Source organism: Pseudomonas sp. PH1b, assembly GCF_000633395.1.
Taxonomy (GTDB): Bacteria; Pseudomonadota; Gammaproteobacteria; order Pseudomonadales; family Pseudomonadaceae; genus Aquipseudomonas.
This window is the reverse complement of sequence record NZ_AYMU01000006.1, coordinates 176,628-199,686: the sequence shown is the minus strand read 5'-3', so window position 1 is coordinate 199,686 and position 23,059 is coordinate 176,628. Positions and strand designations below refer to the sequence as shown.

19 protein-coding genes are annotated in these 23,059 nt (G+C 65.9%); 10 read left to right on the top strand and 9 right to left on the bottom strand.

Features of this window, described 5'->3' with window-relative positions; all coding sequences use genetic code 11:
• Window positions 1–3 precede the first annotated feature (3 nt).
• The 4 genes from U873_RS0112320 (at window position 4) to U873_RS0112305 (ending at window position 5,589) form a co-directional block, all read left to right on the top strand.
• The gene (locus tag U873_RS0112320; RefSeq protein WP_025128551.1) at window positions 4–993 is read left to right on the top strand and encodes a sulfate/molybdate ABC transporter ATP-binding protein; all 990 of its coding nucleotides are present in this window, start codon (window positions 4–6) and stop codon (window positions 991–993) included.
• A gap of 476 nt (window positions 994–1,469) precedes the next feature.
• Window positions 1,470–2,846: a hypothetical protein gene (locus U873_RS0112315; protein ID WP_025128550.1), complete on the top strand. Its 1,377-nt coding sequence runs from the start codon at window positions 1,470–1,472 to the stop codon at window positions 2,844–2,846.
• Entirely contained in the window at window positions 2,843–3,343 is a 501-nt protein-coding gene (locus U873_RS0112310) for a sorbitol dehydrogenase (protein WP_025128549.1), read from the top strand. The genes U873_RS0112315 and U873_RS0112310 overlap by 4 nt, the downstream gene beginning before the upstream one ends.
• Window positions 3,340–5,589 carry a GMC family oxidoreductase gene (locus U873_RS0112305; protein WP_025128548.1) on the top strand — a complete coding sequence of 750 codons (2,250 nt, stop codon included), beginning with the start codon at window positions 3,340–3,342 and terminating at the stop codon, window positions 5,587–5,589. Before U873_RS0112310 ends, U873_RS0112305 begins: the two co-directional genes overlap by 4 nt.
• 43 nt (window positions 5,590–5,632) lie before the next feature.
• Here the strand turns inward: U873_RS0112305 and U873_RS0112300 are convergent, their stop codons facing one another.
• Complete coding sequence (locus tag U873_RS0112300; RefSeq protein WP_025128547.1) at window positions 5,633–6,157, bottom strand: DUF962 domain-containing protein; 525 nt, start codon at window positions 6,155–6,157, stop codon at window positions 5,633–5,635.
• A 102-nt stretch (window positions 6,158–6,259) separates the two neighbouring features.
• On the opposite strand from U873_RS0112300, the gene U873_RS0112295 reads away from it, so the two are divergent.
• On the top strand, window positions 6,260–6,946 hold the full coding sequence (locus tag U873_RS0112295; RefSeq protein WP_025128546.1) for a Crp/Fnr family transcriptional regulator: 687 nt from the start codon (window positions 6,260–6,262) through the stop codon (window positions 6,944–6,946).
• A 361-nt stretch (window positions 6,947–7,307) separates the two neighbouring features.
• On the opposite strand, the gene uraH is transcribed toward U873_RS0112295, so the two are convergent.
• Both uraH and U873_RS0112280 read right to left on the bottom strand, forming a co-directional pair.
• Entirely contained in the window at window positions 7,308–7,718 is a 411-nt protein-coding gene (gene uraH, locus U873_RS0112285) for a hydroxyisourate hydrolase (RefSeq protein WP_025128545.1), read from the bottom strand.
• Window positions 7,719–7,814: 96 nt separating this feature from the next.
• The gene (locus U873_RS0112280) at window positions 7,815–8,309 is read right to left on the bottom strand and encodes a heme-binding protein (RefSeq protein WP_025128544.1); all 495 of its coding nucleotides are present in this window, start codon (window positions 8,307–8,309) and stop codon (window positions 7,815–7,817) included.
• A 136-nt stretch (window positions 8,310–8,445) separates the two neighbouring features.
• On the opposite strand from U873_RS0112280, the gene U873_RS0112275 reads away from it, so the two are divergent.
• Window positions 8,446–9,126: a heavy metal response regulator transcription factor gene (locus tag U873_RS0112275; protein WP_025128543.1), complete on the top strand. Its 681-nt coding sequence runs from the start codon at window positions 8,446–8,448 to the stop codon at window positions 9,124–9,126.
• Entirely contained in the window at window positions 9,113–10,501 is a 1,389-nt protein-coding gene (locus U873_RS0112270) for a heavy metal sensor histidine kinase (RefSeq protein WP_025128542.1), read from the top strand. Before U873_RS0112275 ends, U873_RS0112270 begins: the two co-directional genes overlap by 14 nt.
• A 61-nt stretch (window positions 10,502–10,562) precedes the next feature.
• Here the strand turns inward: U873_RS0112270 and U873_RS0112265 are convergent, their stop codons facing one another.
• Complete coding sequence (locus U873_RS0112265; RefSeq protein ID WP_025128541.1) at window positions 10,563–11,567, bottom strand: AraC family transcriptional regulator; 1,005 nt, start codon at window positions 11,565–11,567, stop codon at window positions 10,563–10,565.
• A 100-nt stretch (window positions 11,568–11,667) separates the two neighbouring features.
• Between U873_RS0112265 and U873_RS0112260 the strand changes: the two genes are divergently transcribed.
• Window positions 11,668–12,741: a fatty acid desaturase gene (locus U873_RS0112260; protein WP_025128540.1), complete on the top strand. Its 1,074-nt coding sequence runs from the start codon at window positions 11,668–11,670 to the stop codon at window positions 12,739–12,741.
• Window positions 12,742–12,847: 106 nt separating this feature from the next.
• On the opposite strand, the gene U873_RS0112255 is transcribed toward U873_RS0112260, so the two are convergent.
• From U873_RS0112255 to U873_RS0112245, 3 genes are read right to left on the bottom strand one after another with little or no spacing between them, the layout of a single operon-like run.
• The gene (locus U873_RS0112255) at window positions 12,848–14,458 is read right to left on the bottom strand and encodes an arylsulfatase (RefSeq protein WP_025128539.1); all 1,611 of its coding nucleotides are present in this window, start codon (window positions 14,456–14,458) and stop codon (window positions 12,848–12,850) included.
• A gap of 14 nt (window positions 14,459–14,472) precedes the next feature.
• Window positions 14,473–15,288, bottom strand: a complete 816-nt coding sequence (locus U873_RS0112250; RefSeq protein ID WP_025128538.1) for an ABC transporter ATP-binding protein — start codon at window positions 15,286–15,288, stop codon at window positions 14,473–14,475.
• Window positions 15,285–16,880: an ABC transporter permease gene (locus U873_RS0112245; protein WP_025128537.1), complete on the bottom strand. Its 1,596-nt coding sequence runs from the start codon at window positions 16,878–16,880 to the stop codon at window positions 15,285–15,287. Before U873_RS0112245 ends, U873_RS0112250 begins: the two co-directional genes overlap by 4 nt.
• 389 nt (window positions 16,881–17,269) lie before the next feature.
• On the opposite strand from U873_RS0112245, the gene U873_RS0112240 reads away from it, so the two are divergent.
• Entirely contained in the window at window positions 17,270–18,292 is a 1,023-nt protein-coding gene (locus U873_RS0112240; RefSeq protein WP_025128536.1) for an ABC transporter substrate-binding protein, read from the top strand.
• A 160-nt stretch (window positions 18,293–18,452) separates the two neighbouring features.
• On the opposite strand, the gene U873_RS0112235 is transcribed toward U873_RS0112240, so the two are convergent.
• On the bottom strand, window positions 18,453–19,373 hold the full coding sequence (locus tag U873_RS0112235) for a LysR family transcriptional regulator (protein ID WP_025128535.1): 921 nt from the start codon (window positions 19,371–19,373) through the stop codon (window positions 18,453–18,455).
• A gap of 184 nt (window positions 19,374–19,557) precedes the next feature.
• On the opposite strand from U873_RS0112235, the gene U873_RS0112230 reads away from it, so the two are divergent.
• Window positions 19,558–20,463: a TauD/TfdA family dioxygenase gene (locus U873_RS0112230; RefSeq protein WP_025128534.1), complete on the top strand. Its 906-nt coding sequence runs from the start codon at window positions 19,558–19,560 to the stop codon at window positions 20,461–20,463.
• 562 nt (window positions 20,464–21,025) lie between these two features.
• On the opposite strand, the gene U873_RS0112225 is transcribed toward U873_RS0112230, so the two are convergent.
• Window positions 21,026–22,642, bottom strand: coding sequence for an alkaline phosphatase family protein (locus U873_RS0112225; RefSeq protein ID WP_025128533.1), 1,617 nt, complete (start codon window positions 22,640–22,642; stop codon window positions 21,026–21,028).
• Window positions 22,643–23,059 lie beyond the last annotated feature (417 nt).

Here is a 23,059-nt window from a genome sequence, read left to right as displayed (position 1 = left end):
TTCATGTCGATCGAAGTCCGTAACGTCAGCAAGAATTTCAACGCCTTCAAGGCCCTGAACAGCATCAACCTGGACATCCACAGCGGCGAGCTGGTGGCGCTGCTGGGGCCGTCCGGCTGCGGCAAGACCACCCTGCTGCGGATCATCGCCGGCCTGGAAACCCCCGATGACGGCAGCATCGTGTTTCACGGCGAGGACGTTTCCGGCCACGACGTGCGCGATCGCAACGTCGGTTTCGTGTTCCAGCACTACGCCCTGTTCCGCCACATGAGCGTGTTCGACAACGTCGCCTTCGGCCTGCGCATGAAGCCCAAGAACCAGCGCCCAAGCGAAAGCCGGATTGCCGAGAAGGTCCATGAACTCTTGAACATGGTGCAGCTGGACTGGCTCTCCGATCGCTACCCGGAGCAGCTCTCCGGCGGCCAGCGCCAGCGCATCGCCCTGGCCCGTGCCCTGGCGGTGGAGCCCAAGGTGCTGTTGCTCGACGAGCCCTTCGGCGCCCTCGACGCCAAGGTGCGCAAGGAGCTGCGCCGCTGGTTGGCGCGGCTGCACGAAGACATCAACCTGACCTCGGTATTCGTCACCCACGACCAGGAAGAGGCCATGGAAGTGGCTGACCGCATCGTGGTGATGAACAAGGGCGTGATCGAGCAGATCGGCTCGCCGGGCGAGGTCTACGAGAACCCGGCCAGCGACTTCGTCTATCACTTCCTCGGCGACTCCAACCGCCTGCACCTGGGGGAGGACAACCACGTGCTGTTCCGTCCCCACGAGGTGTCGCTGTCGCGCTCGGAGCTGGAAGACCACCACGCCGCCGAAGTGCGCGACATCCGCCCGCTGGGGGCCACCACCCGGGTGACCCTCAAGGTCGAAGGGCAGAGCGAACTGATCGAGGCCGAAGTGGTGAAGGATCACGACAGCCTGATCGGCCTGGCCCGTGGCGAGACGCTGTTCTTCAAGCCCAAGGTCTGGCAGAAACACACCAGCCTCTGACTCCCGCCGGCCCCTCCTGCGAGCCCCACGTCTCGCAGGAGCCGGCTCGCTGTTGGCCGCAGCCTTTCTCCTCAGCCTCGCACCTTGTAGGAGCTGGCTTGCCAGCGAAAGCGTCATCCAGACTTGCACCAGGCTTGAGGGCCCCTTCGCCGGCAAGCCGGCTCCTACCGGGGCTCGCTGTTGGCCGCAGCAATTCTCCTCACCCTCGCACCTTGTAGGAGCTGGCTTGCCAGCGAAAGCGTCCTCCAGACTTGCACCAGGCTTGAGGGCCCCTTCGCCGGCAAGCCGGCTCCTACGGGCTCGCGGCTGGGTGATGGCGTTCGGCTATTGCTGCTAGCTCGATTCGGTCTATGGCCCGTCCCCTGGCCGCAACATTCCTTATCTACGCTGGAAATTGTGCCAGGAGGGCGCGATTGAAGAGTCCATGACGGACCGGCGTTCTGTCTCCTGGCCAGCCTGATGCCAAGGAGACAAGCATGAAAAAGGAAACCCATCGGCCCGGTCCGAGGCTTGGCTGTGCGCTATGCGGTGCGCTGCTCAGCCCGCTGGCGTTCGCGCTCGCGCCGCCTGACCTGTCCTCGCGCATACCCTACGACGTTGCAGTCACCGCGCCCCCGGCTCCGACTCTGGAAAGCCTGCAGCGGGACTTTGACGTGCTGTCCTGGCAGACCTTCATCGCCCTCAACTGGCCGGCCCGGGACGACGGCAGCCCGGACACCGGCCCCATCGGCAAGGAAGACGGTCCCACCGTCTGGGAAGGCTGGAAAGAGAGCTACCAGATCTTCCGGGCCAAGGGTGAAAAGCCGCTGGCCTGGGATGCCCCGGCGATTCTTCCCAAGCCCTGCGAGGGGCTCAAGTCCGGGCGCCTGCTGCAGCAGATGGGCAAGGTCGCGGGGGTGCTCGATGAATTCATCCAGCCGTTCCAGAGCGGGCCGCTGGTGGATCAGAGCGGCACCTACACCCGCAATGAAATCGTGGTCAACCGGCCGATGTTCAACGATATCGTCGACAAGGGCCTGTACAGCGTCCAGGGCCAGCAGGCGTATTTCGCCGCCAGCCCGAACAACCGCGTGGCCTTCAGTTGCAGTTCAAGTCCCCACCAGAAGCTGGGCGCGATCATGGTCAAGGCTTCGTGGAAGGTACTGGACGGTAATGACCAGCGCAGCCGGTTCCATAGCGTCGATGCCCTGGTCTATACCCCTGGCAACAGCGATCCGACCCACGGGCCCATTGTGGAGGAGTCGTGCAAGGCCCAGTTGGTGGGCCTGGTGGGCCTGCACATAGTGCACAAGACCGAATTGGCGCCGCAGTGGGTCTGGTCGACTTTCGAGCATGTGGACAACGTGCCGGAAAAAACCACCCCACCGGAGCAGCGCCAAGGCCCGTACCTGTTCTACAACGCCGCCAGCCCGGCCAAGGTCAACGAGCCGCCACCCCGGCCCTGGAACCCGGCGGTCAAGGCCGCGCCGTCGCAGATCGTCCGCGATATCCCGTTGACCGAGGCCGCCAAGGCCCTGAACAGCAGCTACCAGGCACTGTTGCGCACGGCCAACCCCCAGAGTGTCTGGGCCAACTACCAGATGATCGATACCCAGTGGCCCGCCGATCCGGCCCCGGACTGCGAGAGGCCGTCGCCGACCAATCCCCTGGGCAGCCCGGCCCCGACCTTCCTGGCCAACGCCACCCTGGAAACCTTTATCCAGGGCACGGTGCCCCAGGCATCTTCCAGTTGCATGGACTGCCACAACAACGCCAGCACCCGGGTCACCCAGAACCCCCGCACCACCTTTGCCGACTTCACCTATCTGCTGGAGCGCGCCCAGTCCACCGGCGCCGCAGGGAGCAAACCATGAGCACCGATCGTAAAAACTTCGTCGGCCTGTCCTCGGCCCTGTTGGGGATCGGCATCGACTTGCTGGCGCCGCGGATCGACCCCATCGATCTGCCGACGACATTCCTCGCCTATGTCCGCCCGAGGCTGACGGACAAGGTGTTCGATGCCCTGCTCGGACAGTATGCGGCCTTGGCCGCCGATCATCTGCCAGCCGACGAGATCGCCCGGGAGCTGCTCAAGGATCCCGCGCAGCAGTCGACGCTGGCCTGCCGCTCGATCATGAAAATGTGGTTGCTGGGGGTCTGGTACCAGCCCTATGACGCCGACGCCTTCAAGAGGAAGCAGCAGTCGGTCGTGTCCGATCTGGCGTACCAGCAAAGCTGGGCCTGGAAGGCGGCACAGGCCCACCCCATGGGCTACAGCCAGTTTCATTTTGGCTACTGGAGCGAGACGCCCCCTCCCCTGGAGGCCTTCACCGGGGTGCCCGCCAAGGGCCAGCAAGGAGCATCGTCATGAGCACAGAACAAGCAGATGTGGTGATAGTCGGTGCCGGTCTGGCAGGCAGCATCATCGCCTACCAACTGGGCCTGGCCGGGGTCAAGGTGCTGGTGCTGGAGTCCGGTCCCAGCGTGCCGGCCAATCGCACCCAGTACATGGAGCGTTTCTATAACGCCACGCTCAAGACCCCCGAGTCGCCGTACCCGCCGGCCAGCAACCTGGAGCCGCAGCTGTACCCGCAACTGCAGCCTGCCCAGCAGAACGCGCCACGGCCCACCATTGCCGACCTGATCAATGGCTGGCAGAACCCGCAGACCAGCTACCTGGTGCAGAAAGGCCCGCAGGCCTTCACCAGTACCTATGAGCGGGTCGGTGGCGGCACCACCTGGCACTGGGTCGCGACCTGCCTGCGCATGCTGCCCAACGATTTTCGCCTCAAGTCGCTGTACGGCGTCGGCGTCGACTGGCCCATTGGCTATGAGGACCTGCAAAGCGCCTATTGCCGCGCCGAGGCGGAGATTGGCGTGGCGGCGGATGTGGCTGACCAGGCTTACCTGGGCATGACCTTTCCCGAGGGCTACCAATTCCCCATGCACAGCATCCCGCTGTCCCTGGTGGACGCCAGTTTCGTCAAGGCGGTGCAGGGCCATTCGTTCGCCGACCTGCCGCTGCTGGTGAGCCCGACCCCGGCCGGGCGCAACTCCGAGCCCTATGCCGGGCGCCGGGTCTGCGCGGGCAATACCAACTGCACGCCGATCTGCCCGATCCAGGCCAAGTACGATGCCACCGTGACCCTCAACAAGGCCCTGGAAACCGGCAATGTGCGGGTGCTGTACAAGACCGTGGCGAGCAAGGTCCGGGTCGCCGCGGACTTGCGCATCAGTGGTATCGAATTCATCCAGTACCAACTGGGTGACGGGCCGCCCACCGGCACTGGCGTGGCCCAGGGGCAGCACTATGTGATTGCCGCCCACGCCATCGAGACCCCCAAGCTGCTGCTCAACTCGGCCTGCCTCGAGGCCCCCAACGGCGTGGCCAACCGCAGTGGCGAGGTTGGCCGCAGCCTGGCCGACCACCCGATCTACCTGGCCTGGGGCCTGATGCCGGAAGGCCAGTCGGTGTTCCCCTATCGCGGGCCGGTGTCCACTGCGGGCATTGAAAGCCTGCGCGATGGGGGCTTTCGCCAAGCGCGCGCGGCCTGGCGCATCGAGATTGGCAACGAGGGGCTGAACTGGCCGATCGGCGACCCCTACACCACGGTGTGCGAGCTGATCGACGGCCCCCAGGAAAGCCACCACGACAGCCCCGCCAACCCTGCGTCGAAGCCCAAGCAGGAGGCCCGGGCGCTTTACGGGCGCGAGTTGATCCAGACCCTCAATGACCGCCTGATCCGCCAGTTCCGCATCGCCTTTCTGGTGGAGCAGGTCGAGGATGATCCGAAGCATCCCAAATGCTACATCCTGCCCTCCAAAGAGTACCGCGACCGCCTGGGCATCCCCCGGCCGGAAATTCACTACGAGCTGTCGAAGTACACCATGGAGGGCTTCAAGCAGGCGCGCAAAGCCGCCAGCTACATCATCACCCAGCTGTTGGGGGCTACCGAACTCACCGACCTGAAGCCAATCCCGAAAGACAATCCCGGGTACTTCATCTACGACGGCGAGCCCTATAGCTTCCAGGGCGCCGGGCACCTGATGGGCACTTACCGCATGGGCGACGACCCCGGCACCTCGGTGGTGGACAAGCACCAGCGCAGTTGGGATCACCCCAACCTGTTCCTGGTGGGGGACGGGGTGTTTCCTTCCAGCGGCACCGCCAACCCCAGCCTGACCATCGCTGCGCTGTCGTTCCAGGCCGCCGATGTGCTGGCCAACGAGCTCAAGGCCGCCACGGTAGCGGTCCAGGCCAACCGGCCCTGGCAGAATACCGGGGTGCAGCTCAATGGCATCAGCCCGCGTCTGGTGCGTTACGTCAGCGGGCTCTGGTCCGCCAGCCCGGCGGGGGGCATGGTGGATGGGCGTGGCAACCCGCGCTATGTGGCCAAGGCCGGCTACACCTTGCCGGGAGCCAGTGAAGGGGCGTTGATCGGCAGGGTTGGCGACACTGGCGAGCCGTTCCTGATCGGTGACCTGGCCGAGATACCGGCAGGCCGGCGAGGAGAGCTGCAGTTGTGCATCAATGACGACCTGAACGGGCGTTACGGTGTCGGCCTGCAGGACAACCAGGGTGAACTGACGGTGCGGGTGGAGTTCGGCGCCTTGTGAAAGCGCCTGGCCGGGCGTGCGTGGGGCATGCCTGGCCAGGGTTTCAGACCATGGCTTTCTTGTGCTGCAGGGCCACCGGCCCGGAACGCTGCTCGATGGCCTGCTTCAGGTCATGGCGCAAGCCCAGCAGGAACGCCAGCTCGGCCACCACGAACAGCGGGCCGACAATCAGCCCCGAAAGGTCGTCGACGAAGGCCGGCTTGCGGCCCTCGTAGTAATGGCCGATGAACTGGATCACCCAGCCGATCACGAACAGGCCCAGGCCGCTGCTCAGCCAGAGCCCGGTGCTTTGCGCCGCCAGCACCTGGCCGGCCCACACCGACAGCGCCATCAGCCCCGTCATCAGCAGCCCCAGGCGCAGTTCCAGACGCAGGTAGAACACTGACGCGGCCAGGGCCAGCAGCAACGCCGGCGACCACGACAGGCCGGCCATGCTCCAGGCGGGACGCGACAACAGCACCGCCACCGCCACCACGATCATCGGAATGCCGATAAAGTGGCTGGCGATATTGCGCGGGTCGCGGTGGTAGGCGGCGTATTGACTGAGATGATCAACGAGGCTTTTCATTGTTGTTCCTCCGTTAGGGTGGCTCGATCATGCCCGGCGGCTCAGCTCGGCTCTGTCAGCTAGGCGACAATCATTGCGATGCCCTGAGGGAAAGACCTGTCCATGGACCTGCAGCAGTGGCGTGAATGCCTGATGACCGGCCAGTGGTTCAGCCACCTGCCGGTTTCCTTACAGAATAGTGTGCTCGACGGCGCGCGCCTGCGCCGGCTGAAAGCGGGGCAGTGCCTGTTCCGTCGTGGCGATCCGCCCTGCGGTCTGTACGCGGTGCTGGAGGGCACGGTGCGGGTGGGGGCGGTCAGCGAGCAGGGCAAGGAGGCACTGCTGAGCCTGATGGAGGCGCCCCACTGGTTCGGCGAGATCTGCCTGTTCGACGGCCAGCCACGCACCCACGATGCCTACGCCGAGGGCGCCTGCACCTTGCTCCAGGTGCCCCAGGCCGCGCTGTTGCAGCTACTGGACCAACAGCCGCAGTACTGGCGTCAGTTCGCCCTGTTGATGAGCCACAAACTGCGCCTGGCCTTTATCAACCTGGAGCAGTTGAGCCTGATGCCGGCGCCTGCGCGAGTGGCCAGCCGCCTGCTGGCGATGGCCGCCGGCTACGGAGAAGTGGCCCAGGCCCGGCGCGTGCTGCAACTGCCCCAGGAGCAACTGGCGCTGATGCTCTCGCTGTCGCGCCAGACCACCAACCAGATCCTCAAGGACCTGCAGCACCAGGGCATCCTGCGCCTGAGCTATGGCGAGATCGAAATCCTCGACACCGAGCGCCTGCGCGCCCTGACCTCGCCCTAGGAGCTCCCGCGATGTCCCTGCCTCCCGTAGGAGCTGGCTTGCCAGCGAAGAGGCCCGCAAGCTCGCCTTCGCCGGCAAGCCGGCTCCTACAGAACCTCCGCGATGTCCCTGCCTTCCCGTAGGAGCTGGCTTGCCAGCGAAAGGGCCCGCAAGATCGCCTTCGCCGGCAAGCCGGCTCCTACAGAACCTCCGCGATGTCCCTGCCTCCCGTAGGAGCTGGCTTGCCAGCGAAAGGGCCCGCAAGATCGCCTTCGCCGGCAAGCCGGCTCCTACAGAACCTCCCACGATGTCCCTGCCTTCTCGTAGGAGCTGGCTTGCCAGCGAAGAGGCCCGCAAGCTCATCCTCGCCGGCAGCCGGTTCCTACGAACCACGATAGGTGGAGAACCCATAAGGGCTGAGCAACAACGGAATGTGGTAATGCTGCTCGGTCTGCCTGACCTCGAAGATCACCGGAATCTCCGGAAAGAAGGTTTCGCGCTTGGCCTGCCTGAAGTATTCGCCGGTCTTGAACACCACCCGATACTCGCCGGCCGTCAACGCCCGGCCCGCCGGAAACAGCTCGGCAATCCGTCCCTGCTCATTGGTCACCCCTTCGGACAGGGGCTTCCAGTCCTGGCCCACCTGCTGCTCCAGGGTCACCTTGACCCCAGGCGACGGCAGGCCGTTCTCCAGGTTCAACACATGCACGCTCAACGGATTGCCCGCCGCCAGGGCCAGGCTCGACAGACCGCACAGGCCGATGGCCGCCAGGCTATTACGCAAAACACTCATGCCACACTCCTTCCTCGATTGAACAGACAACACCAGTAGCCGCTGCCGAGCCCGCGGGGCTGCGCAGGAGCGCAACGCGGGCGCAGGGTCAGAAAATCACTCACGTCCCGCCGCCCTTTCCGCGGCCAACCCCACCTGCTGTGCGGCCTTGAGCGCACAGGCCGCGTCCTGCGTCGCGCCACCGGCCCCGGCAATCCCGATGGCCCCCACCAGCTCGTCGCCGGCAAACAACGCAAGGCCGCCACCGAGCAACAGCAGCTCCGGCAAGGTATTGAGATTGGCCGCCTCGGGATTGTTGCGGGCGCGCTCGGCCAGCACTCCGCTCGACGTCTTGGTGGACAGCGCGGTATAGGCCTTGCGCTGGCTGGCCGGGCCGTTGTGCGGGCCCACCCCATCGCCGCGCATCGCCACCAGCAGGTTGCCGCCGCGGTCCAGCACCGACACCGCCGCGGTGCAGTGGGCAAGGCTGGCATCCGCCAGTTGCCGGGCGGCGGCCAGGTCCAGTTCGGCATGGCGCGGCAGTTCGAGCGCCGCCAGGGCCGTACCGGCGAGGCTCAGGCCGAGGCCCAGGACAAGAGGTTTGCAGATCATCGAACGAGCTCCAGAAAGACCGGCCGTCACCTTAGCCAGCGCGCTCCGTCAGAACCCCGTCGTCTTGATTACAAGTTTGTAATGGGCAAGCGGCCGCCGGGCGCCTAGCCTGTGCCGATCATTCCCGAGGTGCGCCATGCGTTTGCTGGTAGTTGAAGACGAAGCCAAGACCGCCCATTTCCTTGCCAAGGGCCTGGGAGAATCCGGCTTTGCCGTGGACGTGGCCCTGAACGGCCTGGACGGGCGCCATTTCATCGAGCAGCAGGAATACGACCTGATCATCCTCGACGTGATGCTCCCCGGCCTCAACGGCTGGCAGTTGTTGCAACTGGTGCGCCAGCGTGGCGCCACACCGGTGCTGTTCCTCACCGCCCGCGACGCCATCGAAGACCGGGTTCGCGGCCTGGAGCTGGGCGCCGATGACTACCTGCTCAAGCCCTTCGCCTTCGCCGAACTGCTGGCCCGGGTGCGCACCCTGTTGCGCCGCGGGCCGCTGCGCGAGGCCGAGTCCTTCAGCATCGCCGACCTGGAGATCGACGTGCTGCGGCGTCGGGTCAGCCGCGGTGGCCAGCGCATCGCCTTGACCAACAAGGAGTTCGCCCTGCTGCACCTGCTGGCCAGCCGCCAGGGCGAAGTGCTGTCGCGGACCCTGATCGCCTCCCAGGTGTGGAACCTGAATTTCGACAGCGACACCAACATGGTGGAAGTGGCGGTGCGCCGGCTGCGGGCCAAGGTCGACGACCCCTACATACCCAAGCTGATCCACACCGTGCGTGGCGTCGGTTACCAGCTGGAAGCCCCGGATGAAGCGCTCTAGTTCCATCGCCTGGCGGCTGGCCCTGGCTTTTGCCGCGGTCTGCGCCCTGGTGCTGAGCGTGATCGGGGTGTTCCTCTACCGCTCCCTGGTCGGGGAAATCGCCTACCGCGACGACCTGGCCCTGCTCGGCCGCCTGGAGCAGGTGCGCGCCCTGCTCCAGGACAGCGACAGCCTGGATGCCCTGCAAGCCCGGCCCCGGCTGTACCAGAACATGCTGGGCAACCAGGAAAGCCTGCTGCTGGTGCTGCGCGCCGACGGCTCGACGGTGATCGACATCAACCCGCGCCGGCAGCCCTTGCCCGCGCTCGCCCCCATCGCACTGCAACAGGCGCCGCAACGCAGCGATGTACGCCTCTGGCCGGGGGCGGACGAGGTGCCGGTGGCGCTGCTGGCAGGCCAGGCCCGGGGCCCCAAGGGTGAAGCCCTGACGGTGATCGCCGGCAAGGTCCTCAGCGAGCGCGAGCAGATGCTCGCCAGCTACCGCCTGCGCCTGTACCTGGCGGTGGGGCTCGGGGCCTTGCTGGCCTTCGCCTTGGGCCTGCTGCTGTTGCGCCGGGGCCTGCAACCCTTGCGCCAGCTCAGCGACGCGGCGCGGGAGATCGATTTGCGCAGCCTCGACCGGCGCTTGCAGACCCACGGCATTCCAGCGGAATTCCACGAACCGGTGCAGGCCCTGAACGCCATGCTGGCGCGCCTGGAAGCGAGCTTTGAACGCCTGTCGCAATTTTCCGCCGACCTGGCCCACGAGATCCGCACACCGTTGCACAACCTTCTGGGCAGCAACGGCCTGGCCTTGAACCAGCCGCGCAGCGCAGCGGAGTACCAGGAAGTGCTGGCCTCCAACATGGAGGAATTCGAGCGCCTGGGGCGCATGGCCGAGAACCTGTTGTTCCTGGCCCGGGCCGAGCAGGCCGATGCGGTGCTGGACCTTCAGCTGCTGTCACTGGCGGGTGTCGGCGCGCAACTGTGCGACTACTTCGAAGCTCTGGCCGATGACCGGCAGATCCGCCTGGAGAACGGTTTTTCCGGCGAGCTGCGGGCCGACCAGCAACTGCTGCAACGGGCCCTGGGCAATCTTCTGGCCAATGCCGTGCGCCATGCCGACGAGGGCTCGCTGATCAGCCTGCGGCGCCGCGACGAAGCCGGCTGGTGCTGGCTGCAAGTGCACAACCAGGGCCCGGCGATTGCCGCCGAGCACCTGCCCCGGCTGTTCGACCGTTTCTACCGGGTCGACCCGTCCCGTGCCGAACCTGGGGATTCCGGGGGCCTGGGGCTGGCCATCGTGCGTTCGATCATGCAGCTGCATGGCGGACAGGTGCGGGTGCTGAGTGAGGGCCGCGACACCGTGTTCGAACTGGGGTTTTCGCTTCCTTGACGCCGAGCCTCAGGGGTTGGGTTGCACGAACCTGCAGGAGCCGGCTTGCCGGCGAAGGGCCTCAGCGCAAGCCATCGCGAAACTGCCCCGGGGTCATGCCGGTCCAGCGCTTGAACGCCCGGCTGAAGCTGCTGGCGTCGGCAAACCCCAGCAGGTAGCTGATTTCGCTCAGGGAGCAGTCCAGGTCCCGCAGGTGCAGCAGGGCGAGGTTTTCCCGGCATTCGTTGAGCAGGGTGTCAAAGCGCGTGCCTTCATCCGCCAGATGCCGCTGCAGGCTACGCAGGCTCAGGTGCAGGGCCTCGGCCACCCGCTCGGCGGAGGGTTCGCCTTCCGGCAACTGGGCTTCGATCACCCCGCGCACCTTGCGCTCCCAGGTCAGGGGCCGCAGTTGCAGCAGGGTGCGCTTGAGCACCGCTTCGTTGTGCTCGGCCAGCTCCGGGTTGGCGTCGTCCAGGTGGCTGTCGAAATCGTGCAGGCCGAACTCCAGGCAGTCGTCGGGCGCGTCGAACTGCACCGGGCAGCGGAACACCTTGTGCCACTGGCTCGGGTCCTGCGGGGCCGGGCGGCGCAGTTGCACGCCCAGTGGCGCATAGTCGCGGCCCAGGCGGTTGCGGCAGGTACGCACATAGATCGCGGCAAAGGCGTCGATGGCTTCGAACGCCGGTTGCGGTGCGCCGGGCGGCACCTTGAGGAAGAAGCGGTAGCGATCCGGCTCCCGGGTCAGGGCCAGCTCCAGGGCATCGCTGACCACCTGGTGGTAGCGCACGATGCGCTCGAACACTTCCCGCAGGCTGCCGCTGGCCACCAGGGCGTAGCCCAGGGCATGAAAGGTGGTGGGGCTGACAAAGCGCGACACCCGCAGGCCAATGGCCGGGTCGCCGCTGGCCTTGACCGCCAGGTGCCACAGGCGGGTGGTGGCCGACAGCGGGTAGCGGGCGTTGGGGTCGTCCATCAATTGCGGGTCGAGCCCGGCTTCGCGGCACAGCGCGCCACTGTCGAGGTCGAGTGCGTCCAGTTGCTTGCGCAAGGCGCGGGTCCAGCTGGCAAGGGAGGTGGCTTCGGTCATGCGATTTGGCGCGTCCGGTCAACAGGTTGGCGTTTACGGCTAGGGCCCCAAGCCACGGCTCAAGGCAGGATGCACAGACCACTGACCAGAGGATGGAATCATGCAGGGTATTTCTGCAAGCCCCGCGCAGATGAACGCGCAACAACGAGCCGCGCATATTCGCCAGGTGGTCCTGGCCCGGGGCGACGAATTGCGCCGGCGCTACCCCCTGTTGCAGCATCAGGATGCCCTGGGCGCGGGCATCCTGGCCTTGGCCCTGGCCGCAATGGTCGGGTCGGCGGCGCTCTACCTCGGTGGTTATCTGCCCGGCTGGGGGTGCTTGCTGCTCAACGCGTTCTTCGCCTCGCTGACCCACGAGCTGGAGCACGACCTGATCCACAGCATGTACTTTCGCAAGCGGCGCCTGCCCCACAACCTGATGCTGGGGCTGGTCTGGCTGGCGCGGCCGAGCACCATCAACCCCTGGGTGCGGCGCCATCTGCACCTGAATCACCACAAGGTGTCCGGCAGCGAGAGCGATATCGAGGAGCGTGCCATCACCAACGGCGAGCCCTGGGGCCTCGCCCGGCTGCTGATGGTGGGCGACAACATGATGGCGGCCTTCATCCGCCTGCTGCGGGCGCCGGGCGCCAGGCGCAAGCTGGGCATCCTTGTGCGCACCCTGGCGGTGTACGCGCCGCTGGCCCTGCTGCACTGGAGCGCCTGGTATGTGTTCCTCGGGTTTCACGGGGCCAACGGCGTGGCCGCCCTGCTGGGCAGCCCGATCCAGTGGTCGGCCGATACCCTGGCGCTGATGCACGTCATCGATATCGCCGTGGTGGTGATCATTGGCCCCAACGTGCTGCGCACCTTCTGCCTGCACTTTGTCAGTTCCAACATGCACTACTACGGCGATATCGAAGCGGGCAACGTGATCCAGCAGACCCAGGTGCTCAACCCCTGGTGGCTGTGGCCGCTGCAGGCCTTCTGCTGCAATTTCGGCAGCACCCACGGCATCCACCATTTCGTGGTCAAGGAACCCTTCTACATCCGCCAGATGACGGCGCCGGTGGCGCACAGGGTGATGGCCGAGATGGGGGTGCGTTTCAACGACTTCGGCACCTTTGCCCGGGCCAATCGCTTTCATCCCGTGGAGCAGGTGCAGGAGGATGCAGGCGGTGGTGTGCGGGCCTAAGCCTGTAGGAGCCGGCTTGCCGGCGAAAGGGCCCTTGAGCCTTGTGTTGCCCTGGAGGACGCCTTCGCTGGCAAGCCAGCTCCTACACAAGTCAGCTTCTAAAGGTTCAGTCGGGCTGGAACGGTGATTCGCTGAGGATCACTCCGGTTTCATCCACGTAGCGCTGCCATTGCTCTAGCAGGCTGCGCAGTTTTTCCGGCTGGCTGTGGGCCAGGTCGTGAATTTCCCCCGGGTCCTGGCCCAGGTCGTACAGCTGCCAGGTCGCCGGGCCCACCGGCCCGGGGATATACACCGCCTTCCATTGCCCCTGGCGAATCGCCCGGCGGCCGAACAGCTCCCAGCCGGTCACCGTGTGTTCGTCGTGCACCTGGGCGGTCTCGCCGGAGAGAAAGCCCAGCCACGACTTGCCCCGCAACGGCGCCACATCGCGCCCGCGCCAGCGCTTGCCGGGGTGACGCACGCCGGCCAGGTCGAGCAGGGTCGGGGTGATGTCCATCACCGTGCCGAAGCCGTGGCTGATCTGGCCCTTGAGGGGCAGCTGCGGGTAATGCAGCAGCGCCGGCACGCGAATCCCGCCCTGGGTGGTGAAGGCCTTGAACAGCCGCGACGGCGCAGTGGCCGCCTGGGCCCAGGCCGGGCCGTACCAGACGTAGGAGTTGGCCCGGCCGATGTTCTCCAGGCGGTTGTCGTAGTGCTGGTTGAGGTAGGTCAACAGCTCCGGGCCGAACTTGGGAAAGGCTTCCAGCAGCGCACCCTCGGCGCCGTTGTCGGACATGAACAGGATCAGGGTGTTGTCCAGCTGGCCCTGCTGGCGCAGGTAGTCCACCACCCGGCCGATGTTCCAGTCCATGCGCTCGACCATCGCCGCATACACCTCCATGGCCCGCGCCGAAACCTGCCGCTGCTCGTCGCTGAGGGCATCCCACTCGGCGTTCAGGTTGATCAACGGATGGGGCTCGACCTGCGGGTCCAGCAGGCCCAGGGCCTGGAGTTTTTCCAGGCGCTCGCGGCGCAGCACTTCGGGGCCGGCGTCGTAGCGGCCACGGTACTTGGCGACGATTTCCTCCGGGGCCTGCAGCGGCCAGTGGGGCGCCGAGAATGGCAAGTAGGCGAAGAACGGCCGGGTCTGGTCGCGCTCCTTGAGGTATTGCAGGAGCTTGTCGCCGAAGGCGTCGGAGGAATAGAAATCCGCGGGCAATTCATCGATGAAACGGTCGTCCTCGATGTACAAAGCCGGGGTCGACTTGAGCAACCCAGGGGTGTGCTCATCGTAGGTCGGCTCGAAGGCGTAGTGGTTGGCCGCCCCCGGCAGCAGTGAGAACGAACGCTCGAACCCCCGGGCATGGGGCGCACGTTCGGCGGTCAGGCCCAGGTGCCATTTGCCGCTCATCAGGGTCTGGTAGCCGGCTTCGCGCAGCAGTTCCGGCAGGGCCACCACGCGGTCGTTGAGGTAACCCTCATAGCCCGGCTTGCCGATCAGCTCCGGGGTCAGGGCCTCGGCCATGGTGCCGATCCCGGCAATGTGGTGGTCGGTGCCGGTGAGCAGCATGGAGCGGGTCGGCGAACAGGTCGGGGCAGTGTGGAAATCGGTCAGGCGCAGACCATTGAAGGCCAGGGCGTCGAGGTTCGGCGTGGCGATCTCGCCGCCGAAGGCGCCAAGGTCGGAGAAGCCCAGGTCGTCGGCCAGGATCACCAGGAAGTTGGGACGTTGCGGCATCGAGTCACTCCTGTTCAGCAAGCAATGAAGGTCAGGGGCAGGTCGCGGATCTGCACCGGCAACGGCGCCTGGTAGCGCTCGTCGCGGGTCAGCTCGTGAAGCAGCTCCTCACGCAGTTGGTGGAAGTCGAAACTGCTGCGCTGGCGCGGGTGGGGCAGGGCCACCTCGACCACGCGCTTGATCCGGCCCGGGCGCGGTTCCATGACCACTACCCGGTCGGCGAGGAAAATCGCTTCCTCGACATCGTGGGTCACCAGCACCGTGGTGATTTTGGCCCGCTCGCGGATCGCCAGCAGTTCGTCCTGCATCTGCTGGCGGGTCAGGGCGTCGAGGGCGCCAAAGGGTTCGTCCAGCAGCAGGATCCGCGGGCTGGCCACCAGCCCCCGGGCAATCGCCACCCGTTGCGCCATGCCGCCGGACAGCTGATGCGGGTAGGCCCGGGTGAAGTCCTTGAGGCCCACCAGCTCGATGAATTCGTCGATCCGCTGCTGGCGCTCGGCGGCGCTCAAGGGCTCGTTGACCAGGCCCAGGCCGATGTTCTCGGCCACCGTCAGCCAGGGGAACAGCCGGTGTTCCTGGAACACGATGCCGCGCTCGCCGCCGATGCCGCTGACGGCCTTGCCGTCGACCCGGATCTCGCCCCGGAACTCGGTGTCCAGGCCGATCAGCAGGCGCAGCAGGGTGGACTTGCCGCAGCCGCTGGAACCGACGATGGCGACGAACTCGCCTTCGGCGATGTCCAGGTTGAATTCGCGGATCGCCTCCACTTCGCCACCGGTGACGGCGAAGGTCTTGCCCACGTGATTGAAACTGACCAGGGGTGCGTTCATGCGTGTCTCCAGCGGGTGGCGCGACGTTCGAGCTGTTGGCCGATGAGGTTGAGCAGGGCCCCGGTAAGGCCCACCAGGAGCATGCCGGCCATGATCAGGTCCATGCGCAGCAGTTGCTGGGCGCTGATCATCTGGCTGCCGATGCCGCCGTTGGACGGCATGAAGTATTCCGCGCCGATGGTGCCCAGCCAGGCGTAGATCAGGCTGATGCGCAGTCCGGCGAAAATCCCCGGCGCAGCGCCCGGCAGCACCAGCCGACGCAGCCGTTGCCAGAGGTTCAGGCGCAGCACCTGGGCGGCCTCCGCCAGTTGCGGCGAGAGCTGGGCGACGCTGCGCTGGGTGGCGATGAACAGCGGGAAGAACGCGGCCAGGGCGACGAACACCCACTTGGCCAACTCCCCCAGGCCGAACCAGGCGGTGAGCAGCGGCACCCAGGCGAAGATGGCGATCTGGCGGATAGCGGCCAGGGTCGGTCCCAGCAGGCGTTCACTGACGCGCGACAGGCCTAGCAGCAGGCCAAAGACCAAGCCCAGGCCACCGCCCAGCAGCAGGCCGCCGAGGGTGCGCCCCAGGCTCAGGCCCATGCCCCCCAGCAGGCTGCCATCGAGCAGGCCGCTGCCGGTGGTGGCGAGCACCGCCAGGGGGCTGGGCAGAATGTTCGGATCGACCCATTGCTGGTCGCTCGCCAGCTGCCACAGGGCCAGCAGCGCCAGGGGCAGTAGCCAGGGTTGCAGGCGCTGCCAGCCCTGATAGCGCGGGCCACGGCGGAATTCGGCGGTGGCCGGGTGCGGCCAGTGCACCAGCTTGCGGTCGAGCCAGCCGATGCCACGGTCCATGCACACCCCCAGCAGGCCGATCACCAGGATGCACACGAAGACGATGTCCAGCATGAACAGCTGCCGCGCCCAGACCATCAGGTAGCCGATCCCTTCGCTGGAGGCCAGCAGTTCCACCGCCAGCAGCGAGGTCCAGCCGGTGGCCAGGGCCAGGCGTATGCCGGCCATGAAGGCCGGCAGCGCGGCAGGCAGCACCAGGCGCCGCACCAGCAGCGCCGGCGGCAGGCGCAGCACTGCTGCGGCTTCCCGCAGCCGGGGCTGGGCGTCGCGCACCCCCACCAGGGTGTGCAGGGTCACCGGGACCACCACGGCCTTGATCAGCACCACCAGCTTGAGCACTTCACCGATGCCGAAGAACACCATGAACAGCGGAATCCAGGCCAGGGTCGGGATCTGCGCCAGGGCGCCGAAAGTGGGGAACACCAGGCGTTCCAGGCGCTGGCTGAAACCCAGGGCGCCGCCCAGCAGGGCTCCGGCGGCGATACCCGCCAGCAAGCCCCAGAACAGCCGTTGCAGACTGATCGCCAGGTGGCTCCACAGCTCGCCGTGGGCCAGCTCCAGGGCACTGCTCCAGACCAGCGCCGGGGCCGGCAGGATCTGCTCGCTCATCCAGTGATTGCGGCTGGCCAGCCACCACAGGCCGAAGAGGCCCAGGGGCAATAGCCAGGGCAACAGACGCTGGCTGACCCGTGGCCATCCCGGGCGGGCGCTGGAGGGGGCTGCCAAGGGCAGGCTGAGCAGGGAAACACGGGCCATGGATGACCTCCGTCGTCGGGTTCTGCATGGCTCATGCAGGAGCGGCCGGGTGGCCTTGCACAGAGCTGTGAAGGTCTCCCTGGAGCGCGGCAGGGCCGAAGGGCCCCGGCGGCGACACGTCGCTTCCTGCAATATTCCTTTGTGGTCTATTAAAATTCTTATCAATGCTATTGAGCGATAAGAGAAGCCATTTAAGGCCTCTCGCCGCCACGCATCCAATGCATTCGAAGAATATTTTCCATGCGTTTGATGCATGGCCGCAGAAGAGGCCCGTGGCTGCTGATTTATTCGATAAGGTTATTAAAATGTGAATTTATAGTATTTAAATACTTATCCATTCCATGCCTACCTTTTGCTCCTCAATGCCCTTGCACCCAGGAGCCGTACCCATGAGCCTTCCCTTCAAACGCGTGATCAGTCTGTTCGCCGCACCGGCCCTGGCGGGGTTGCTGGGTTGCCTGCCGCTGCTGTCCCAGGCCGCCGAACTCAAGGAAATCCGCATCGCCGTGCCCGACCTCAGCGCCGGTACCCAGCACAGTGGTGGCGGGGTGGTGGATGTGCTGCGCCAGCAGCAGATCTTCGAAAAAGCCTTCGCCGACCAGGGCATCAAGATTCAGTGGAATTTCTTCAAGGGGGCCGGACCGGTGATCAACGAGGCCTTCGCCAACGGCCAGGTGGACCTGGCCTACCTGGGGGACCTGGCGGCGATCATCGGTAAATCCAATGGCCTGGATACCCGCCTGCTCAGCGCCTCGGCCCGTGGGGTCAAGCACTACCTGGGGGTGGTCCCGGGTTCCGGGATCAAGACCCTGGAAGACCTCAAGGGTAAGCGCGTGGCGGTGTTCCGTGGCACCGCCACCCAGCTTTCGTTCGATGCCGCCCTGGCCAGCCGGGGGTTGAGCGAGAAGGACCTGAAGGTGGTCAATCTTGATTTCAACGCCGCAGTGGCGGCCCTGGCGGCCAGGCAGATCGATGCGTCCTGGGGCAGCACCGGGCTCTCGGCCCTGCGCAGCAAAGGCCTGGCCGAACTGCCCCTGAGCACCAAGGACCTGGGCGGCGCCGGCAGCGTGCAGAGCGTGCTGGTGGGCAGCGGCAAGTTTGTCGACGAACATCCCGAGGCCGTGGAAAAACTGCTCAAGGCCCAGCAGCAGGCCGTAGAGTGGCTGACCCAGGACAGCAACAAGGAAGCCTACATCCAGCTGGTGTCGGGGTTGGCCAGTTATCCACCGGTGATTCTCCAGGATGACCTCAAGGACCAGCGCCTGAGCGAGATCTTCCCCTCGACCCTGGACCCGGTGTTCCTCGGCAAACTGCAGGATTCGGTCGACCTGGCGGCCAAGGAGCGCTTGATTCGCAAGCCGTTCAAGGTGGATGCCTGGGTTGCACCGCAGTTGGCTGCTGCCGGTCTTTGAGGTCGGCACCAGCCGCCGGCAGGCCGGCTCCTGCGTAACCCTGGAGCCGGCTGGTCGGCGAGGGCGGCCTTGAGGGCCTCTTCGCTGGCAAGCCAGCTCCTACGGTCGGCGGGGATACCGTGCGGGATCTTGTAGCGGCCGGCTTGCCGGCGCAGCTGTTCTACACGGCGATGGCGTGGCTCTGCTGGTCCACCGCCACCAAGACCTCGATCAGCTTGCGCGCCGCCGGTGACAGGCGAAAGCCGCTGCGGCTGACGATACCGCAGCGGGCATTCAGGCTGTCGATGTTCTGCGGCAGGTTGCGCCAGTGCAGCAGCGCCAGGGAGCCCTGCTCGATGTCTTCGGCAAAGGCCTCGGCGGTGCCCACGCCAATGGCATTGGACTGGCGGACGATCTTCACCAGGGCCGGGAAGTGCTCGGTCTCGATGGTCGGCGAAAAGTCGATGCGCCCGCTGAGGTTGGCCAGCAGCTTGCGGATCCCCGGGGGGATCAGGGTGGTGGCCAGGGGGTAGTCGAACATGTCGTTGGTGGACAGGCTTTCCTTGGCCAGCAGTGGGTGCCCGGGACGGCAGAAGAACACTCCGCGCTTGGGCGTCAGGGGCTGGGTCTGGTAGTTCGGGTCGGCCTCGAAATGGCGGATGTCGGCGATAAAGAACTCGATCTCTTCGCGGTTCAGGCTGCGGCTGAGTTTTTCCCAGTTGTCCACGGCAAAGCAGGTGCGCACCTTGGGGTGGGCGCTGGTGAATTGCGCCACCGCATCGGGCACCAGTTTCACCGCCGGGGCCGGGCCGCAGCCGAAGCGCACTTCGCCGGCATCGAGCTTGGTCATCCGCGTCACTTCACTGCTCAGCAGGGCCGCGCCCTGGACCAGGCTCAAGGCGTGCTGCAGCACCACCTGGCCTTCCGGCGTGGGGCGCAGGTCCTTGTGCCCACGGTCCACCAGCACACAACCGAACTCCTGCTCCAGGCCCTGGATACTGCGGCTGAAGGCCGGCTGGGTGATGCCCATGGCATCGGCGGCACGGACAAAACTGCGGTGCTCGTTGAGGGCGATGAAGTAACGCAGTTGGCGAAGATCCATATGCTTTCCCGGCATCCGAAAAATAGCTCGAAGGCATTTGCGACGAGTAAGGAATGAGGTTTTAAATGCAAGCTCTTATTCCGTCAACGAAGCACATGAATATCTATTAGATCAAAATTGAATATAGATAGAGCGTTGTTTCGCTGCGGCTCAAACCGTAAGCAGTCAGATGAGGGTGTATCCGATGAGCAATGCCGCATTAGCCGTTAAACCCGCCATTCATGCCCTGGACATTCATCCGGTGGCCGGCCGTATCGGCGCCGAGATTCGTGGCGTGCAACTGTCCGGCGATCTCGACGCCGCCACCGTGGAAGCGATCCAGCAAGCGCTGGTGCAGTACAAAGTGATCTTCTTCCGGGGCCAGTCCCACCTCGATGACCAGAGCCAGGAAGCCTTCTCCCACCTGCTGGGCGAACCGGCGGCCCATCCCACGGTGCCGGTGCGCGACGGCACCCGCTACCTGATGGAACTGGACGGCGCCCAGGGCCAGCGAGCCAACTCCTGGCACACCGACGTGACCTTCGTCGACGCCTACCCCAAGGCCTCGATCCTGCGTTCGGTGGTGGCCCCGGCCTCCGGTGGCGACACGGTCTGGGCCAACACCGCTACTGCCTACAACGAACTGTCGGCGGAACTGCGGGAACTGGCGGACAAGCTCTGGGCGGTGCACAGCAACGAATACGACTACGCCGGGGTCAAGCCGGACGTCTCCGCAGAGAAGCTGGAGCGTTACCGCAAGGTGTTCACCTCCACGGTGTTCGAGACCGAGCACCCGATCGTTCGCGTGCACCCCGAGAGTGGTGAAAAGAGCCTGGTACTGGGGCACTTCGTCAAGCGCATCAAGGGCTATTCCCAGGCCGACTCGGCGCACCTGTTCGGCCTGCTGCAAAGTCACGTCACCCGTCTGGAAAACACCGTGCGCTGGCGCTGGAGCGCGGGTGATGTGGCGATCTGGGACAACCGTTCGACCCAGCATTACGCGGTTGACGACTACGGCACCCAGGACCGCGTGGTGCGCCGGGTGACCCTCAAGGGCGATGTACCGGTGGGCGTGCACGGCCAACGCAGCCAGACCATCAAGGGCCTCTGACCCGCCCTCCATCGCCGCCCCTTCCCGTAGGAGCTGGCTTGCCAGCGAAAGCGCCCGCAAGAGCGCTGCAAGGTTCGAGGGCCTCTTCGCCGGCAAGCCGGCTCCTACGAAAATTCATGCGATGAACCTGCCCGCTGTAGGAGCTGGCTTGCCAGCGAAAGCGCCCGCAAGAGCGCTGCAAGGTTCGAGGGCCTCTTCGCCGGCAAGCCGGCTCCTACGAAAACTCATGCGATGAACCTGCCCGCTGTAGGAGCTGGCTTGCCAGCGAAGGCGCCCGCAAGAGCGCTGCAAGGTTCGAGGACCTCTTCGCCGGCAAGCCGGCTCCTACGAAAATTCATGCGATGACCCTGCCCGCTGTAGGAGCTGGCTTGCCAGCGAAAGCGCCCGCAAAAGCGCTGCAAGGCTCAAGGACCTCTTCGCCGGCAAGCCGGCTCCTACGAGAACTCTGCGATGACCCTGCCCGCCGTAGGAGCTGGCTTGCCAGCGAAAGCGCCCGCAAGAGCGCTGCAAGGCTCAAGGGCCTCTTCGCCGGCAAGCCGGCTCCTACGGGAGGGGGGCCGGGTTACCACACGCCGATCTGCACCAGCTTTTCGCTTTCCGGTTCGCCGTAGCGAAAACGCTGGCCCCGCAGGTCGATTTCTTCATGGCTGATGGTGGTGCGGCGTTTCAAGCCGCGCAGCCATTCCAGCAAATACCCCAGGTGTTCTTCACGCACCGCGGCATGGGTCGGGGCGGCCCCCAGGTCATTCAACTCCTGGGGGTCGTTGTGCAGGTCGAACAGCTGTGGGCGCAAGCCGTCATACGCCAGGTATTTCCAGCGCTCGCTGCGCACCATGGTCATGCGGCAGCGGTCGATGGGCTGGCCCAGGCGCTCCCGCGCCGGGGCCTGGAAGGCGTAGTCGTATTCGCTGATGGCGTAGCGGCGCCAGTCCGGTTCGGCGCCGTGCAACAGGGGGATCAGCGAGCGACCTTCGAGCCGATGTTCGGCACCCGGCAGGCCCAGGGCGTCGAGAAAAGTCGGCAGGGCGTCGATGGTTTCCACCAGGCGCTCATCCACCGTGCCACGGCTGATATCCGCCGCCGCCCGCGGGTCGCGGACGATCAGCGGCACGCCCACCGCCGGTTCCAGCAGGAATTCCTTTTCCCCCAGGTAGTGATCGCCGAGGAAGTCGCCGTGGTCGCTGGTGAAGACGATCAGGGTGTCGTCCCAGCGGCCGTTGCTCTGCAGGAAATCGAACAGCCGGCCGAGCTGGTCATCCACCTGCTTGATCAGGCCCATGTAGGTGGGCACCACGTTCAGGCGTACTTCGTCCCGGGAAAAATTCAGGCTTTCTTCATGCTGGCGGAAGGCGGCGTAGACCGGGTGATCACTGAGCTGCCCAGGCTCGGCGCGCACGGCCGGGATGACCTGCTCCGGGCCATACAGCGCGTGGTAGGGCGCCGGGGCGATGTAGGGCCAGTGCGGCTTGATGTAGGACAGGTGCAGGCACCAGGGCTGCTCGCCTTGTTCGCTGATGAAGTCGATGGCGCGGTCGGTGGTGTAGACGGTTTCCGAGTGCTCTTGCGCGACCCGGGCCGGCAGGTGGGCGTTGCGCATTTTCCAGCCGCTGCGGATTTCCCCCTGCGCGCCGGCCCCGGCGTTGGCCCAGTCGTGCCAGGGATTGCGCCCGTCATAGCCGAGGTCGCGCAGGTAGTGGGTATAAGGCGCGGATTCGCGTTTGTCGTCGAACACCGGGTCGTCGGGGTAGATGCCGTCGTGGCGGAAATAGGGCTCGAAGCCGACCTCGTTGAGGGCCTCGGCCTGTGGGCTCTCGGGGTCGATGGCCAGGCGCTGCAGGGCGTCGAGATTGGGCGTGGCGTGGGTCTTGCCCACCAGTGCGGTACGGATGCCATGGGGCCGCAGGTAGTCGCCCAGGGTCAGTTCCTCCAGGGGCAGGGGCACGGCGTTCCAGGCCACCTGGTGGCTGCTGACGTAGCGCCCGGTGTAGGCCGACATGCGCGACGGGCCGCAGATGGTGCCCTGGGTGTAGGCGCGGCTGAAGCGCACCCCGGCGGCCGCCAGGCGGTCGATGTTCGGGGTGTGCAGGTGCGGGTGGCCGTAGCACGACAGGTAATCCCGGCGCAGTTGGTCGCACATGATGTAGAGCACGTTGCGCACGGGTTTGGGGGTATTGGACATGGGGCTCACCGAAGACAGGACAGGCGAGGTTTTTCGCCTTCGGCGGGGGCTTCCGGCAAGCGCATTTGCCGAATAGTTTCGATGCGTTTCATGCAATGCGTGGGGCGCCCGCGGTCCTGTGGCACCTGTAGGAGCTGGCTTGCCAGCGAAGGCGTCCGTGAGGGAGGTGCAGGGCTTGAGGGCCCCTTCGCCGGCAAGCCGGCTCCTACGGTGGGAGGCGGTCGTGGGGGTGGTGCAGGGCTTGGGGCCCCTTCGCCGGCAAGCCGGCTCCTACGGTGGGAGGCGGTTGTGGGGGCGGTGCAGGGCTTGAGGGCCTCTTCGCCGGCAAGCCGGCTCCTACGGTGGGAGGCGGTCGTGGGGGAGGTGCAGGGCTTGGGGCCTCTTCGCCGGCAAGCCGGCTCCTACAGGCGGGGCGGG